The following is a 16959-nucleotide window of genomic DNA, read 5'->3' as shown; positions in this document are numbered from 1 at the left end:
CGCAAGCCGGCGGCGATGTTCCTTTGGGGGAATGGCGCCGACCGGTATGCCGTTGCTGCGCGACCGAGCGGGAGCCCGCTCCCTCGTCACACGCAAGCGGCCCGAGCCGCTTGCGGTTGAACCGCGATCAGCCTTCGAGCTTGCTTTTCAGCAGTTCGTTGACTTGTTGCGGGTTGGCCTTGCCTTTGGATGCCTTCATCGCCTGACCGACGAAGAAGCCGAACATCTTGCCGCGCTTGGCCTCATCGGCGGCGCGGTATTGTTCGACCTGTTCGGCGTTGGCCGCGAGCATTTCATCCAGCACCGCGGAGATCGCGCCGCTGTCGGTGACCTGCTTGAGGCCGCGCTGGTCGATGATCTCGTCTGCCGTGCCTTCGCCATTGGCCATGGCTTCGAACACGGTCTTGGCGATCTTGCCGGAGATGGTGTTGTCCTTGATCCGCAGCAGCATGCCGCCCAGCTGTTCGGCCGACACCGGGGCTTCATCGATTTCCAGGCCCTGCTTGTTCAGCAGGCTGCCCAGCTCGACCATGACCCAGTTGGCGGCGAGCTTGGCGTCACCGGCGATGCTGGCGACCTTCTCGAAGTAGTCCGCCTGCTCGCGGCTGGTGGCCAGGACGTTGGCGTCGTAGGCCGACAGGCCGAACTGCGCCTGGAAGCGCTCGCGTTTCTGCGGTGGCAGTTCTGGCAGGGTGGCGCGTACCTGGTCGAGGAAGGAATCCTCGATAACCACCGGCAGCAGGTCCGGGTCGGGGAAGTAACGGTAGTCGTTGGCTTCTTCCTTGCTGCGCATCGGACGGGTTTCGTCCTTGTTCGGGTCGTACAGGCGGGTCTGCTGGATCACCTTGCCGCCGTCTTCGATCAGCTCGATCTGGCGCTGGATCTCGGAGTTGATGGCCTTCTCGATGAAACGGAACGAGTTGACGTTCTTGATCTCGCAGCGGGTGCCGAACTCGACCTGGCCCTTGGGCCGGACCGAGACGTTGCAGTCGCAACGCAGCGAGCCTTCGGCCATGTTGCCGTCGCAGATGCCCAGGTAGCGCACCAGGGCGTGGATCGACTTGACGTAGGCCACGGCCTCCTTGGCGCTGCGCATGTCCGGCTCGGAGACGATTTCCAGCAGCGGCGTGCCGGCGCGGTTCAGGTCGATGCCGGTGGCACCGTTGAACTCTTCGTGCAGGCTTTTACCGGCGTCTTCTTCCAGGTGCGCGCGGGTGATACCGACGCGTTTCACGGTGCCGTCTTCCAGAGGGATGTCCAGGTGGCCCTTGCCGACGATCGGCAGCTCCATCTGGCTGATCTGGTAGCCCTTGGGCAGGTCCGGGTAGAAGTAGTTCTTGCGGGCGAACACGTTGTGCTGGCCGATCTCGGCGTCTACCGCCAGACCGAACATCACCGCCATGCGCACCGCTTCCTGGTTCAGCACCGGCAGCACGCCGGGCATGCCCAGGTCGATCAGGCTGGCCTGGGTGTTGGGCTCGGCACCGAAGGCGGTGGAGCTACCGGAGAAAATCTTCGATTGAGTGGTGAGCTGGGTATGAATCTCCAGCCCGATCACGACTTCCCATTGCATGTGTGTCTCCTCAGAAGCCGGTTGGGGTGCGGGTGTGCCAGTCAGTGTTCAACTGATACTGGTGCGCAACGTTGAGCAAGCGGCCTTCCTGGAAATACGGGGCGAGCAGTTGCACGCCGACCGGCAAGCCGTCGACGAAACCGGCCGGCATCGACAGGCCCGGCAGGCCGGCGAGGTTGGCGGTGATGGTGTAGACGTCTTCCAGGTACGCAGCGACTGGATCGCTGCTCTTGGCGCCGAGCTTCCAGGCCGGGTTGGGCGTGGTCGGGCCGAGGATGATGTCGACTTCGTTGAACGCGCTCATGAAGTCGTTCTTCACCAGGCGACGGATTTTTTGCGCCTTGAGGTAGTACGCATCGTAGTAGCCGGCGGACAGCGCGTAGGCACCGACCATGATCCGGCGCTGCACTTCGCTGCCGAAGCCTTCGCCACGGGAGCGCTTGTACAGGTCTTCAAGGTTGGCCGGGTTCTCGCAGCGATAGCCGAAGCGCACGCCGTCGAAACGCGACAGGTTGGAGGAGGCTTCCGCCGGGGCGATCACGTAGTACGCGGGGATGGCGTGCTGCATGTTCGGCAGGCTGATTTCCTTGATCACCGCGCCGAGCTTTTCCAGCTCCTTGATGCTGTTGTGGATCAGCTCGGCGATGCGTGGGTCGAGGCCGGCGCTGAAGTATTCCTTCGGCACGCCGATGCGCAGGCCCTGCAGCGAGCCGTTGAGGCCGGCGCTGTAGTCCGGCACCGGTTCATCGATGCTGGTGGAATCGTTCGGGTCGAAGCCGGCCATGCCTTGCAGCAGGATCGCGCAGTCCTCTGCGGTACGGGCCAACGGGCCGCCCTGATCGAGGCTGGAGGCGTAGGCAATCATGCCCCAGCGGGAAACGCGACCGTAGGTCGGCTTCAGGCCGGTGAGGTTGGTGAAGGCGGCCGGTTGGCGGATCGAGCCGCCGGTGTCGGTGGCAGTAGCGGCTGGCAGCAGGCGCGCAGCGACCGCCGCGGCGGAACCACCGGACGAACCGCCGGGCACGTGTTCCAGGTTCCACGGGTTTTTCACCGCGCCGTACCAGCTCGACTCGTTGGCCGAGCCCATGGCGAATTCGTCCATGTTGGTCTTGCCCAGGGTCACGGCCCCGGCTGCGGCCAGCTTGGCGACCACGGTGGCGTCGTAGGGCGCCTTGAAATTGTCGAGCATCTTCGAGCCGCAGCTGGTGCGGATGCCCTGGGTGCAGAACAGATCCTTGTGGGCGATCGGCGCGCCCAGCAGGGCACCGCTCTCACCGTTGGCGCGACGGGCGTCGGCGGCCTGGGCCTGGCTCAGGGCCAGGTCCTGGGTGAGGCTGATGAAGCTGTTGATCTTGGGATCCAGCTGGGCGATGCGCGCCAGCAGGGTCTGGGTCAGTTCTACGGAAGAGAATTTCTTGTCGGCGAGTCCGCGGGCGATCTCGGCCAGAGTCATGTGATGCATTGCAGGCTCTTTCCCTTTAGTCGATGACTTTCGGAACCAGATACAGGCCGCTTTCGACCGCTGGTGCGATGGACTGATAAGCCTCGCGATGATTGGACTCGGTCACAACGTCTGCGCGCAGGCGCTGGCTGGCTTCCAGAGGGTGGGCCAAGGGTTCGATACCGTCGGTATCGACTGCCTGCATTTCGTCCACCAGCCCGAGAATGCTGTTCAGGGCGGAGGTAATGTGTGGAAGATCGCCTTCATTGAGCTTGATGCTGGCCAAATGGGCGATTTTTTCCACGTCGGAGCGTTCAAGCGCCATGGGATTCTCCAGTGGAAAACAAAAACGGATTTCGTCCGCGTGTTAGATTGTCGGAACACTACCGCATTTCTACGGTCTTATGGCCGCGATTGTGGGGTTTGGTGCACAGAAAAGCGGCCAATTTAACATATTGGCGCCTTGCCCAAAATCCCTGTCGTTGTTAGAGTTTGCCGCACTTTTTTACCCACGCGTTGCCTAGGGTCCCTTTCCCATGTTCAAGAAACTGCGTGGCATGTTTTCCAGCGATCTTTCCATTGACCTGGGCACTGCCAACACCCTTATTTACGTGCGCGAGCGCGGTATTGTCCTGAATGAACCATCGGTTGTGGCCATTCGGACCCACGGTAATCAGAAAAGTGTTGTTGCGGTTGGTACCGAGGCCAAGCGCATGCTCGGTCGTACTCCGGGCAACATTGCCGCCATTCGTCCGATGAAGGACGGCGTGATCGCCGACTTCAGCGTCTGCGAAAAGATGCTGCAGTACTTCATCAACAAGGTTCATGAAAACAGCTTTCTGCAGCCCAGCCCTCGTGTGCTGATCTGCGTTCCATGCAAGTCCACCCAGGTTGAGCGTCGCGCCATCCGTGAATCGGCCCTTGGTGCCGGTGCCCGTGAAGTGTTCCTGATCGAAGAGCCCATGGCCGCTGCCATTGGCGCCGGCCTGCCGGTTGAAGAAGCTCGCGGTTCGATGGTCGTGGACATCGGTGGCGGTACCACTGAAATCGCCCTGATCTCCCTGAACGGCGTGGTCTATGCCGAATCCGTGCGGGTTGGCGGCGACCGCTTCGACGAAGCGATCATCACCTACGTACGCCGCAACTACGGCAGCCTGATCGGCGAATCCACCGCCGAGCGCATCAAGCAGGAAATCGGCACCGCCTACCCGGGCGGCGAAGTGCGCGAAGTCGACGTGCGCGGCCGTAACCTGGCCGAAGGCGTGCCACGTGCCTTCACCCTGAACTCCAACGAAGTGCTGGAAGCTCTGCAAGAGTCCCTGGCGACCATCGTTCAGGCGGTGAAAAGCGCCCTGGAGCAATCGCCGCCGGAACTGGCTTCGGACATCGCCGAGCGTGGCCTGGTGCTGACCGGTGGTGGCGCCCTGCTGCGTGATCTGGACAAGCTGCTGGCCCAGGAAACCGGTCTGCCGGTGATCGTCGCCGAAGACCCGCTGACCTGTGTCGCTCGCGGCGGTGGCCGTGCATTGGAAATGATGGACAAACACACCATGGACCTGCTCTCCAGCGAATAACGTCGCGGCGGGCATCTATGCTGTTGCGCTCACAGGCAGCACTTTGCAGTGCTGCCTGTGGCGTTTATCTTCTGTCAATCTGCATCCAGGCCGGTTTGATGCCGTATGAATAAACACAACATTTGCCTGGGAGGAGCGGCTTATTAAACCGCTTTTCGCCAAAGGCCCTTCATTAGGCGTGCGCCTCCTGGTGCTGGTCGTGCTGTCGGTCGCACTGATGGTGGTCGATGCCCGCTTCACACTGCTCAAGCCAGTGCGTAGCCAGATGTCGCTGGTGCTGATGCAGTCCTACTGGATCACCGACCTGCCGCAGCGGCTATGGCAGGGCGTGGCCAGTCAGTTCGGCAGCCGTACCGAGCTGGTCGCTGAAAACGAAAAACTCAAGACCGAGAACCTGCTGCTGCAGGGGCGTCTGCAAAAGCTCGCGGCCCTGACCGAGCAGAACGTGCGCCTGCGCGAACTGCTCAACTCCTCGGCACTGGTCAACGAGAAGGTCGAAGTGGCCGAGTTGATCGGCATGGACCCGAACCCCTTCACCCACCGCATCATCATCAATAAAGGTGAGCGCGATGGCGTCTTTCTCGGTCAGCCGGTGCTCGATGCCCGTGGCCTGATGGGCCAGGTGGTGGAGTTGATGCCCTACACCTCCCGCGTCCTGCTGCTCACCGACACCACCCATAGCATTCCGGTACAGGTCAATCGCAACGGTCTGCGCGCCATTGCCAGCGGCACCGGCAACCCGGAGCGGCTGGAACTGCGCCATGTGGCCGACACCGCGGATATAAAGGAAGGTGACCTGCTGGTCAGCTCCGGCCTCGGCCAGCGTTTCCCGGCCGGCTACCCGGTGGCCACGGTCAAGGAAGTGATCCACGACTCCGGCCAGCCATTCGCCATCGTGCGGGCGGTGCCCACGGCCGCGTTGAACCGCAGCCGCTACCTGCTGCTGGTGTTCAGCGATCCGCGTACCGCCGAGGAGCGGGCCAACGATGCCGCCCAGGCCCAGGAAGCCCAGGATCAGCAAGGTGGCAACGCGGCGCCGGTGGTGCCGGCCACGGTGCCCAAGCCTGCGGCGAACGCTGCTGCACCCGCCAGCGCTGCTCCTGCTGCGCCAGTGACTCCGGCCAAGCCTGCGGCCCATGCTCCGGCCAAGCCGGTCCATAAACCTGTGGTGAAGCCGGCGGCGACCAAGCCTGCGGCCACAGCACCGGCCACCACCGGAGGAAGAGAATAATGGCGGGCACTCCCTATTCACAAAACGGCTGGATCGTCTGGCTGACGTTCCTGATCGGCATGTTGCTCAGCGTGTCGCCACTGCCTCAGTTCATGGAAGTCCTGCGCCCGTTGTGGCTGGCCCTGCTGCTGGCTTTCTGGGCCCTGGCCCTGCCACACAAGGTCGGCATGGTCACCGCCTGGTGCCTGGGGCTCGCGGAAGACGTGCTGTACGGCACCCTGCTGGGACAGAACGCGTTGATTCTGACCCTGATCACGTTCCTCGTGCTGTCCTTGCAGCAGCGCCTGCGGATGTTCCCGATGTGGCAGCAAAGCCTGGTGATCCTGGTGATCTTCGGCCTGGCGCAGCTGGTCCAGCTCTGGCTCAGTGCCCTGACCGGCAATCGCCAGCCAACCCTGGCGCTGGTGCTGCCGGCCCTGGTCAGTGCCTTGTTGTGGCCTTGGGTCAGCTTCGGCCTGCGTGGCTTGCGTCGACGTTTCAAAATCAATTAATTCGGTCAGGCATTGGCCCGCACCTCGACAGGGAGATGTCTTGATGAATCCGCTTTACCTCGCCTCCGGTTCGCCCCGCCGACGTGAGCTGCTCACCCAGATCGGTGTGCCGTTCACCGCCATCAGCGCGGACATCGATGAAACGCCGCTGGCCGATGAATCCCCTGCCGCCTATGTCGAGCGCCTGGCTCGGGGCAAGGCGGCTGCCGGCCGTGCGCTGATCACCAGCAGCGAATCCCAGGCCCCGGCCTGCGTGCTGGGTGCCGACACCGCCGTGGTGCTCGATGGACGGATCCTGGGCAAGCCCCGGGACCAGGCCGACGCCCAGGAAATGCTCATGGCGCTGTCCGGCCGCGAGCATGAAGTGTTGACCGCCATAGCCCTGCTCGACGGCGAGCGCTGCGAATCGCGAGTGGTGCGCAGCCTGGTGCGTTTTCGCCCCATTTCGGCGGCGGAAGCGGCGCTCTACTGGGCCAGCGGCGAGCCTCGGGACAAAGCCGGCGGCTATGCTATCCAAGGGCTTGCGGCGGTATTTGTCGCCGGGCTCAATGGCAGTTATTCCGCCGTGGTCGGCTTGCCGGTATGCGAAACCGCAGAATTGCTCGGCCATTTCGGCATACCCTGTTGGCAAAACCTTCCAGTGCGCTAAAGCGCCGTGTAAGACAGCTGCGGCCTTCTATGAACACGCCTGAACGAGACACTGCCATGAGTGAAGAGATTCTGATCAACATCACGCCGATGGAATCGCGGGTGGCGGTGGTCGAAAACGGAGTGCTGCAAGAGGTTCACGTCGAGCGCACCCAGCGCCGTGGCATTGTCGGCAACATTTACAAAGGCAAGGTGGTTCGAGTCCTGCCCGGCATGCAGGCGGCCTTCGTCGACATTGGCCTGGATCGCGCGGCCTTTATCCATGCTTCGGAAATCTCCACCCGTGAAGGCACGGCGGTGGAGAGCATCAGCGCCCTGGTCCATGAAGGGCAGAGCCTGGTGGTGCAGGTCACCAAGGATCCCATCGGCACCAAGGGGGCGCGCCTGACCACCCAGCTGTCGATTCCGTCGCGTTATCTGGTGTACATGCCGCGCACCGCCCATGTCGGCATTTCGCTGAAGATCGAGGACGAGGCCGAGCGCGAGCGCCTGAAACAGGTGGTCAGCGACTGCGTGGCCCAGGAAGGCATCAAGGAAGCCGGCGGCTTCATTCTGCGCACCGCCGCCGAGGGCGCCGGGGCCGACGAGATCCTCATGGACATCCGCTACCTGCGCCGGCTGTGGGATCAGATTGGCGCGCAGATCAAGACCATCGGCGCGCCCAATGTGATCTACGAAGACCTGGGCCTGGCCTTGCGCACCCTACGCGACCTGGTGAATCCGAAGATCGAGAAGATCCGCATCGACTCCCGGGAAACCTTCCAGAAGACCACGCAATTCGTGGCTGAACTGATGCCGGAAATTGCCGATCGCCTGGAACACTATCCCGGCGAGCGGCCGATCTTTGACCTGTATGGGGTCGAGGATGAAGTGCAAAGGGCCCTCGAACGCAAGGTGCCGCTCAAGTCCGGCGGCTATCTGGTGGTGGACCCGGCAGAAGCCATGACCACCATCGACGTCAATACCGGTGCCTTCGTCGGTCATCGCAATCTTGAGGAAACCATCTTCAAGACCAACCTCGAAGCCGCCACCGCCATTGCCCGGCAACTGCGCCTGCGCAACCTGGGCGGGATCATCATCATCGACTTCATCGACATGGAAGACGAAGAACACCAGCGCCAGGTGCTGCGGACCCTGGAAAAACAGCTGGAGCGCGATCACGCCAAGACCAACATCATCGGCATCACTGAGCTGGGCCTGGTGCAGATGACCCGCAAGCGCACCCGGGAAAGCCTGGAACAAGTGCTTTGCGAGCCCTGCAGCAGTTGCCAGGGGCGGGGCAAGCTGAAGACCCCGGAAACCATCTGTTACGAAATATTCCGCGAAATTCTCCGTGAGGCCCGGGCTTATCAGGCAGAAGGGTACCGAGTGCTGGCCAATCAGAAAGTGGTGGATCGCCTGCTGGACGAAGAGTCGGGCAACGTCGCGGAGTTGGAAGCTTTTATCGGCCGGACCATCAGGTTCCAGGTCGAAACCATGTATTCCCAGGAACAATACGACGTGGTGCTGCTCTGATTCCCCGTGTCTTACCTCAGTGGAAACGGCTGGCTTCAGCTTTCTGCATGACTTTTGCCGTGGGAGCCAACTGAAATGGAGCGGCTGATCCGTCTATTCGCCACGCTGACTCGCTGGGGCCTGGGCCTCTGCGCCTTGCTGCTGGTGGTGATTGCCCTGTATGTCAGTTTGGGCCGGGAGCTGACGCCACTGGTGGCCGAGTACCAGGCCGAGGTCGAGGCCAAGGTGCAGCAGGCCGTCGGCTTGCCGGTGCAGATCGGCAGCCTGGAGGGCCGCTGGAGCGGCTTGTCACCGATCCTGCTGGCCCACGATGTGACGGTGGGTGAGGGGGCCAATGCCCTGCGCCTGGATCAGGTCAGCGTGGCCCCGGACATGCTCGGCAGTCTCTTGGCCCGGGATCTGCGCATAGGGCGCCTGGAACTCAGTGGCCTGAGCCTGAGCCTCAAGGAAGGCGCGGACGGCCAGTGGCAATTGCAAGGCCTGCCGATGCAGCAGGACCAGCCCATGGACCCGGAGCAACTGCTGACCCGCTTGCAGCAAGTCGCCGAATTCTCCCTGCTGGACAGCCAGGTCACCTTGCTGCCGCAGGATCACTCGCCATTGGCCCTGACCTATGTCGGCCTCAACCTGCGCACCGGCCCCAGTCGCCAGCGCCTTGACCTGCGCCTGACCCTGCCAGACGGGCAGCCCCTGGCCGTCAACCTGCGCACGCGGATCCAGGCGCAGGCATGGCGCGACGCCCAGGCCGAGCTGTACCTGAGCCTGCCGCAAAGCGACTGGTCACGCTGGCTGCCGGCGCGCGTCACTCAGCAATGGAAGCTCTCCGAACTCAAGGCCGGCGGCGAGCTGTGGCTGAATTGGGCCAAGGGCGACGTGCAAAGCGCGGCGCTGCGCCTGAACGCGCCCCAGCTCACGGGCGCCTATGCCGAGCGCACGCCGGTCACCCTGAAGAACCTGGCGTTGAACGCCTTCTTCCAGCGCAGCGATCAGGGCCTGCAGGTGCAACTCGACTCCCTGGCGCTGAGCCTTGGCGAAACCCGCTGGGAATCGCGCCTGCAACTGCAGCAAACCCAGGCCGGCGACAACCGCGAAGAACTCTGGCATCTGCAGGCCGACCGCCTGGACCTGACGCCGCTCACGCCGATCCTCAACGCCCTGGCCCCCTTGCCGGAAGGCCTGGCCACCACCATCGAACGCCTGAAGGTCACGGGTGGGCTGCGCAATGTGCTGCTCGACTACCGCCCGCAGAACAGCGGCGACCAGCGGCTGAGCTTTGCCGCCAACCTTGATCGGATCGGCTTCGACGCCTATCACGGCGCTCCGGCGGCGCGCAATGTCAGCGGCAGCATCAGCGGCGACCTGGGCCAGGGCGAGCTGCGCATGGACAGCAAGGATTTCTCCCTGCACCTGTTCCCGATCTTCGCCAAGCCCTGGCAGTACATCCAGGCCAACGCCACCCTGACCTGGAAACTGGACAAGCAGGGTTTCACCCTGATCGCTCCGTATCTCAAGGTGCTGGGGGAAGAGGGCAAGATTGCCGGCGATTTCCTGATCCGGCTGCACTTCGACCACAGCCAGGAAGACTACATGGACCTGCGGGTCGGCCTGGTGGAGGGCGATGGCCGCTACACCGCCAAGTACCTGCCCCAGGTGCTCAGTCCGGCGCTGGATGAATGGCTGCGCACGGCGATTCTCAAGGGCGCGGTGGATGAGGGCTTCTTCCAGTACCAGGGCTCGCTGAACCATGACGCCATCGAAGCGGCCCGTAGCATCAGCCTGTTTTTCAAGGTGCATGACGCCGAACTGGCGTTCCAGCCGGGCTGGCCGCACCTGAGCAAGATCAGTGGCGATGTGTTCGTCGAAGACAGTGGCGTGCGCATCGTCGCCAGCAAGGGCCAGCTACTGGACACCAAGGTGCGGGATGTTTTCGTCAACATTCCCCATGTGGCCAGCGGGCAAAGCAGCCACATGCTGATCGACGGCGGTTTTGCCGGCGGCCTGGGCGACGGGGTGAAGATTCTGCAGGAGGCGCCGATCGGCACCGCCTCGACCTTTGCCGGCTGGCAGGGCGAGGGCGATTTGCAAGGCAAGCTGAATCTGGACATCCCTCTGGTCAAGGGCGAAGAGCCGAAGATCGTGGTGGATTTCAAGACCGACAAGGCACGCCTCAAGCTCAGTGAGCCGTCACTGGAGCTGACTCAGCTCAAGGGCGACTTCCGCTTTGACAGCAGCAAGGGGCTCAGTGGCGAAGGCATCAGTGCCCAGGCCTTCGACCGGCCGGTGACCGCGCAGATCTTTGCCGATGGCAAGCCCGGCAAGCCCAATACGCGGGTGGTGGCCAAGGGGCAGGTGGCGATCAAGAAACTCACCGACTGGCTGCAAGTCAGCCAGCCGCTGCCGGTATCCGGCGAGTTGCCTTATCAGTTGCAACTGAACCTCGATGGCGCCGACAGCCAGTTGATGGTCAGTTCCAGTCTCAAGGGGGTGGCGGTGGACCTGCCGGCGCCGTTCGGCATGAGCGCCAGCACCGGCCGCAACAGTGTGTTCCGCATGACCCTGCAAGGGGCCGAGCGCCGCTACTGGTTCGATTACGGCGAGCTGGCCGACTTCACCTTCGCCGCCCCCAGCGGCAAGCTCGCCGAAGGCCGTGGCGAACTGTTTCTCGGTGACGGTGCGGCCTTGCTGCCCACCAGCAAAGGGCTGCGGGTGCGGGGGATCTTGTCCGAGCTGGATGTCGAGCCCTGGAAAAACCTGGTGGACCGCTATGCCGGGAAGGACCCGGGCGGCAGCGCCAAGCAGTTGCTCAGCAGCGCTGACTTCAAGGTCGGGGCGCTCAGCGCCTTTGGCACCCGTCTGGATCAGGTCAACCTGCAGCTGACCCGGCAGTCCGCCGCCTGGGCATTGCAGATTGACAGTCAGCAGGCCAAGGGCAATGTCGCCATCCCCGATGCCAAGGCGGCGCCGATGGCGATCAATATGCAGTACGTGCGCTTGCCGGCCGCGGACCCTACGGCGCAAGCCGACGACAATGCTCCCGATCCGCTGGCTTCGGTGGACCCGAAGAATGTGCCGCCGCTGGACATCGCCATCGAGCAGCTGTTCCAGGGCCCGGACCTGATCGGCCGCTGGGCGCTCAAGGTGCGTCCTACCGCCAAGGGCATGAGCTTCAACAGCCTGGACCTGGGGCTCAAGGGCATGCAGCTGCAAGGCGAGGGCGGTTGGGAAGGTCAGGCCGGCGCCAGCAACAGCTGGTACCGCGGGCGCATTGGCGGCAAGAACCTGGCCGACGTGCTCAAGGGCTGGGGCTTTGCGCCCACGGTCACCAGTGAGGACTTTCACCTGGACGTCGACGGTCGCTGGCCGGGCTCGCCGGCCTGGGTCGGTCTCAAGCGCTACTCCGGCAGCCTGGACGCCACGTTGCGCAAGGGCCAGTTCGTGGAAGTCGAGGGCGGCGCCCAGGCGCTGCGGGTGTTCGGTCTGCTGAACTTCAACTCCATTGGCCGGCGCCTGCGCCTGGACTTCTCCGATCTGTTCGGCAAGGGGCTGAGCTACGACCGGGTGCGTGGCGTGCTGGTGGCGAGCAACGGTGTCTATGTCACCCGCGAACCCATCACGCTGACCGGGCCGTCGAGCAATCTGGAGCTCAATGGCACCCTGGACATGGTGGCTGACCAGGTGGACGCCAAGTTGCTGGTGACCTTGCCGGTGACCAACAATTTGCCGATCGCCGCGCTGATTGTCGGCGCACCGGCAGTGGGTGGGGCGCTGTTTTTGATCGACAAGCTGATCGGTGACCGCGTGGCGCGCTTCGCCAGCGTCAAGTACAACGTCAAGGGCCCGTGGAAAGAGCCGAAAATCACCTTCGACAAGCCGTTTTGAGAATCCTCGATTCGTGCCTTTGGAGTAGCATGGCGGCCTACCCAACACGGAGTACGCCATGTCTCTTGCGGTGATTCAAATGGTCAGCCAGAGCGACGTTCTGGCCAATCTGCAGCAGGCCCGCAGCCTGCTCGAGCGCGCCGCCGAGGGTGGCGCCAGGCTGGCGGTGCTGCCGGAAAACTTCGCCGCCATGGGCCGGCGCGACATGGCCGCCATCGGTCGCGCCGAGGCTTTGGGCGAGGGACCGATCCTGCCGTGGTTGAAACAGACCGCCCGCGACCTCAGGTTATGGATTGTCGCCGGCACCCTGCCGCTGCCACCCGAGCATGAGCCCGATGCCAAGTCCAACGCCTGTTCGTTGCTGGTGGATGACCAGGGACAGTACGTGGCGCGCTACGACAAGTTGCATCTGTTCGACGTCGACGTGGCCGACAATCGCGGCCGCTATCGCGAATCCGATGACTATGCTCATGGAAACCGCGTGGTGGTGGCGGATACGCCGGTGGGTCGCCTGGGGCTGACGGTCTGTTATGACTTGCGCTTTCCCGAGCTGTACAGCGAGTTGCGCGCCGCCGGCGCTGAATTGATTACCGCGCCCTCGGCGTTTACCGCGGTGACCGGTGCCGCGCACTGGGAGGTGCTGATCCGGGCCCGGGCCATCGAGACTCAGTGCTATGTGCTGGCGGCGGCCCAGGGTGGCGTGCACCCGGGCCCGCGGGAAACCTACGGCCACGCCGCGATCGTCGACCCTTGGGGGCGAGTGCTGGCGCAGCAGGATCAAGGTGAGGGTGTGCTGCTGGCCGAGCGCGACAGCAGTGAACAGGCGTCCATCCGGGCGCGGATGCCGGTGTTCAGTCACCGGCGCATTTTCTCGCAAGGCGTTCAACGGCTTGCATAAGTACGACGAATTTAAGGCCAAAGCATATGAGCGGGTTGTTGTCCTCAGTCAGTGAACATCTTCTAGCCCCTGGCGGCGTGACCATCGAAAGCCTGCAGGGCGTGCTGGGGGACCTGGCCGGCCCGGGCATCGATGCCGCCGACCTGTATTTCCAGGGGCAGATTTCCGAGTCCTGGTCCCTGGAGGACGGGATCGTCAAGGAAGGCAGTTTCAACCTCGACCAAGGGGTCGGGGTGCGCGCGCAATCCGGTGAGAAGACCGGCTTTGCCTACAGCAACGCCATCACCCTGGAAGCCCTGGGCCTTGCCGCCCGAGCGGCGCGTTCGATCTCCCGGGCCGGGCAGAACGGCACGGTGCAGGCGTTCTCGACTCAGGACGTGGCGCAGTTGTATGCGCCGGACAACCCCCTGGAAGTCATCAGCCGCGCCGAGAAGGTCGAGCTGCTCAAGCGTGTTGACGCCGCAACCCGCGCCCTGGACCCGCGTATCCAGCAGGTCAGCGTGAGCATGGCCGGGGTCTGGGAGCGAATCCTGGTGGCCTCCACCGACGGTGGCCTGGCCGCCGATGTGCGGCCGCTGGTGCGCTTCAATGTCAGCGTCATCGTCGAGCAGAACGGGCGCCGCGAGCGCGGTGGCCACGGCGGTGGCGGGCGCACCGACTATCGGTATTTCCTCAGCGAGGACCGGGCCATGGGCTATGCCCGTGAAGCGCTGCGCCAGGCGTTGGTCAACCTGGAAGCGATTCCGGCACCGGCGGGCACCTTGCCTGTGGTGCTGGGTTCCGGCTGGTCCGGGGTGCTGCTGCACGAAGCCGTGGGCCACGGCCTGGAAGGCGACTTCAACCGCAAGGGCAGCTCGGCCTACAGCGGACGCATGGGGGAGATGGTGGCTTCCAAGCTTTGCACCATCGTCGACGACGGCACCCTGGCTGGGCGTCGTGGTTCTCTGAGCGTGGACGATGAAGGCACCCCGACCGAGTGCACCACACTGATCGAGAACGGCGTGCTCAAGGGCTATATGCAGGACAAGCTCAATGCCCGCCTGATGGGCGTGGCCCGCACCGGCAATGGTCGTCGTGAGTCCTATGCGCACCTGCCGATGCCGCGCATGACCAACACCTACATGCTCGGTGGTGAAAGCGACCCGGCGGAAATCATCGCCTCTGTGAAGAAGGGCATCTACTGCGCCAACCTCGGCGGTGGCCAGGTGGATATCACCAGCGGCAAGTTCGTGTTCTCCACCAGCGAGGCCTACCTGATCGAAGACGGCAAGATCACCGCACCGGTCAAGGGCGCGACCCTGATTGGCAACGGCCCAGAGGCCATGAGCCGGGTGTCGATGGTCGGCAATGACCTGTCCCTGGACAGCGGCGTTGGCACCTGTGGCAAGGATGGGCAATCGGTGCCGGTGGGCGTCGGCCAGCCGACCCTGAAGATCGATGCGATCACCGTGGGTGGCACTGGGGCATAAGGAAGGAGGGCGTCGGGTGAGCTGCCGGGCAGCTCACCCCGTGGAAGGCTCAGCGCAGGCCGCGTTGAGTCTCGTCCAGTTCGCGGATGTACTTGAAGATTTTACGGCTGGAGGCCGGCGCCTTGTTATGAGCCACCTCATGCTGGGCCTGACGGATCAGGGAGCGCAGCTGTTGGCGATCGGCATCCGGGTACTCGTTGACGAACTTTTCCAGCACGTCATCGCCGCCGCCGATCAGGCGGTCACGCCAACGCTCCAGGTTATGGAAGCGTTCGTTGTACTGCCGGGTGGAGGCATCGAGTTGATCAAGCAGTTGCAGAATCGCGTCGGTGTCCTGGTCCCGCATCAGCTTGCCGATGAATTGCAGGTGGCGTTTGCGGGCGATATGGGCGACGTGCTTGGGCGCATCCGCCAGGGCCCGGCGCAAGGCGTCGGTCAGAGGCAGTTTGTTCAGCAGGTCGGGCTTGAGGGTGGTAAGGCGCTCGCCGAGATCAACCAGAGCATGCAGCTCGCGTTTGACCTGGGATTTGCTTTTCTCCCCATCGAGGGAGTCGTCGTAAGAATCAACCATGGTGGCAGTCCGCAAAGAAACGCCGCCATGATAACCAGTCGAGGGCCGCTTGTCCGGCTCGGTCGCTCGCCGGCCTTAATCGAAAGCAGAATTTGAGTGGAGAACAGCATGAGTGCAGCACAAAGCGTCGGCCCACAGGCTTTGCCGGCCCTGCAGGAGCAAGTCGAGCAGATCGTCGCCGAGGCCAAGCGCCAGGGGGCCAGTGCCTGCGAAGTAGCGGTGTCCCTGGAGCAGGGGCTGTCGACCTCGGTGCGCCAGCGGGAAGTGGAAACCGTCGAGTTCAACCGCGACCAGGGCTTTGGCATCACCCTTTATGTGGGCCAGCGCAAAGGTTCGGCCAGCACTTCTGCCAGCGGTCCGGAGGCCATTCGTGAAACCGTGGCCGCGGCCCTGGCGATTGCCAAGCACACTTCAGAAGATGAAGCCTCGGGCCTGGCCGATGCCTCCCTGATGGCCAAGGACCTGCAGGATTTCGATCTGTTCCATGCCTGGGACATCACCCCCGAGCAAGCCATCGAGCAGGCCCTGGCCTGTGAAGCGGCAGCCTTTGCCGCCGACAGCCGAATCAAGAATGCCGACGGCACTACCCTGAGTACCCACCAGGGCTGCCGGGTGTATGGCAACAGCCACGGTTTCATCGGCGGTTACGCGTCCACCCGCCACAGCCTGAGTTGCGTGATGATTGCCGAGGCCAATGGCCAGATGCAGCGTGACTACTGGTACGACGTCAATCGCCAGGGCCAGTTGCTGGCGGATCCGGCGAGCATTGGTCAGCGTGCCGCCCAGCGTGCGGCCAGTCGGCTGGGTGCCCGTCCGGTGCCGACCTGCGAAGTGCCGGTGCTGTTTTCCGCGGAGCTGGCTTGTGGCCTGTTCGGCAGTTTTCTCGGCGCGATTTCCGGCGGCAATCTGTACCGCAAGTCATCCTTCCTTGAAGGTGCCTTGGGCCAGCAGTTGTTTCCCCAATGGCTGACCATCGACGAGCGGCCGCACCTGATGCGCGCCATGGGCAGTTCGGCGTTCGATGGTGACGGCCTGGCCACCTATGCCAAGCCTTTCGTCAAGGACGGCGAGTTGGTGTCCTATGTGCTGGGCACCTATTCCGGGCGCAAGCTGGGCATGCCGAGCACCGCCAACGCCGGTGGCGTGCACAACCTGTTCGTCACCCATGGTGATGAGGATCAGGCCGCGCTGTTGCGGCGCATGGGACGCGGCCTGCTGGTGACCGAGTTGATGGGCCATGGCCTGAACATGGTCACTGGTGACTACTCCCGTGGTGCGGCAGGCTTCTGGGTCGAGAACGGCGAGATCCAGTTCCCGGTGCAGGAAGTGACCATTGCCGGTAATTTGCGCGACATGTTCAAGCAGATCGTGGCCGTGGGTAATGACCTGGAACTGCGCAGCAACATCCGCACCGGCTCGGTGCTGATCGAACGCATGACCGTCGCTGGCAGCTGATCGCCGTCCTGAGTCACCCCAACGCGCTACCTCCCCGGGTGGCGCGTTTTTTTATGCCTGGCGCTTTGTAGGAGCTGGCTGGCCAGCGAAGGCGTCCGGACGCCCGGCATAAGGCTCAAGGGCTCATTCGCCGGCAAGCCGGCTCCTGCTAGAGCTGGGCAAAAATCGTACAAGTCAGATTGATTTGATTCTCAATATCATTTAATAATGAAAA

13 protein-coding genes are annotated in these 16959 nt (G+C 63.5%); 9 read left to right on the top strand and 4 right to left on the bottom strand.

Translation table 11 applies throughout. The features are described from left to right. Window positions 1–127 precede the first annotated feature (127 nt). Genes gatB through gatC form a run of 3 tightly spaced genes read right to left on the bottom strand, consistent with a single transcriptional unit; the run spans window position 128 to window position 3339 of the window. A complete protein-coding gene (gene gatB, locus GWQ44_RS19765) occupies window positions 128–1573 on the bottom strand; it encodes an Asp-tRNA(Asn)/Glu-tRNA(Gln) amidotransferase subunit GatB (protein ID WP_016963429.1) in 1446 nt (481 codons plus the stop codon). A 10-nt stretch (window positions 1574–1583) separates the two neighbouring features. Then, on the bottom strand, window positions 1584–3035 hold the full coding sequence (gene gatA / locus GWQ44_RS19760) for an Asp-tRNA(Asn)/Glu-tRNA(Gln) amidotransferase subunit GatA (RefSeq protein ID WP_016963428.1): 1452 nt from the start codon (window positions 3033–3035) through the stop codon (window positions 1584–1586). 16 nt (window positions 3036–3051) lie between these two features. Continuing rightward, a complete protein-coding gene (gatC, locus tag GWQ44_RS19755) occupies window positions 3052–3339 on the bottom strand; it encodes an Asp-tRNA(Asn)/Glu-tRNA(Gln) amidotransferase subunit GatC (RefSeq protein ID WP_011059250.1) in 288 nt (95 codons plus the stop codon). A 211-nt stretch (window positions 3340–3550) separates the two neighbouring features. Between gatC and mreB the strand changes: the two genes are divergently transcribed. The 8 genes from mreB (at window position 3551) to tldD (ending at window position 14719) form a co-directional block, all read left to right on the top strand. Continuing rightward, complete coding sequence (gene mreB / locus GWQ44_RS19750) at window positions 3551–4588, top strand: rod shape-determining protein MreB (protein WP_002555108.1); 1038 nt, start codon at window positions 3551–3553, stop codon at window positions 4586–4588. 142 nt (window positions 4589–4730) lie between these two features. After that, window positions 4731–5819 (top strand): rod shape-determining protein MreC, encoded by a 1089-nt coding sequence (gene mreC / locus GWQ44_RS19745; RefSeq protein ID WP_080962993.1) that lies wholly within the window; start codon window positions 4731–4733, stop codon window positions 5817–5819. Further along, window positions 5819–6310: a rod shape-determining protein MreD gene (gene mreD, locus GWQ44_RS19740; protein ID WP_016963426.1), complete on the top strand. Its 492-nt coding sequence runs from the start codon at window positions 5819–5821 to the stop codon at window positions 6308–6310. The genes mreC and mreD overlap by 1 nt, the downstream gene beginning before the upstream one ends. A gap of 43 nt (window positions 6311–6353) precedes the next feature. Beyond that, a complete protein-coding gene (locus tag GWQ44_RS19735; protein WP_253165069.1) occupies window positions 6354–6959 on the top strand; it encodes a nucleoside triphosphate pyrophosphatase in 606 nt (201 codons plus the stop codon). Window positions 6960–7015: 56 nt separating this feature from the next. Then, window positions 7016–8473: a ribonuclease G gene (rng, locus tag GWQ44_RS19730; protein WP_016963424.1), complete on the top strand. Its 1458-nt coding sequence runs from the start codon at window positions 7016–7018 to the stop codon at window positions 8471–8473. A gap of 75 nt (window positions 8474–8548) precedes the next feature. Next, a complete protein-coding gene (locus GWQ44_RS19725; RefSeq protein ID WP_275928097.1) occupies window positions 8549–12352 on the top strand; it encodes a YhdP family protein in 3804 nt (1267 codons plus the stop codon). Window positions 12353–12410: 58 nt separating this feature from the next. Next, window positions 12411–13250 (top strand): carbon-nitrogen hydrolase family protein, encoded by an 840-nt coding sequence (locus GWQ44_RS19720; protein WP_275928096.1) that lies wholly within the window; start codon window positions 12411–12413, stop codon window positions 13248–13250. Between the two features lie 26 nt (window positions 13251–13276). Beyond that, on the top strand, window positions 13277–14719 hold the full coding sequence (gene tldD, locus GWQ44_RS19715) for a metalloprotease TldD (RefSeq protein ID WP_011059257.1): 1443 nt from the start codon (window positions 13277–13279) through the stop codon (window positions 14717–14719). Between the two features lie 49 nt (window positions 14720–14768). Here the strand turns inward: tldD and yjgA are convergent, their stop codons facing one another. Next, entirely contained in the window at window positions 14769–15290 is a 522-nt protein-coding gene (yjgA, locus tag GWQ44_RS19710) for a ribosome biogenesis factor YjgA (protein WP_016966626.1), read from the bottom strand. A gap of 108 nt (window positions 15291–15398) precedes the next feature. On the opposite strand from yjgA, the gene pmbA reads away from it, so the two are divergent. After that, a complete protein-coding gene (gene pmbA, locus GWQ44_RS19705) occupies window positions 15399–16745 on the top strand; it encodes a metalloprotease PmbA (protein ID WP_275928095.1) in 1347 nt (448 codons plus the stop codon). The last annotated feature ends 214 nt before the right edge of the window (window positions 16746–16959 follow it).

It is taken from the genome of Pseudomonas sp. 3MA1 (assembly GCF_029237275.1).
GTDB classification, from domain to species: Bacteria; Pseudomonadota; Gammaproteobacteria; order Pseudomonadales; family Pseudomonadaceae; genus Aquipseudomonas; species Aquipseudomonas fluorescens_AP.
The sequence above is the reverse complement of the archived record's forward strand: the minus strand, read 5'-3'. Positions and strand labels throughout refer to the sequence as shown.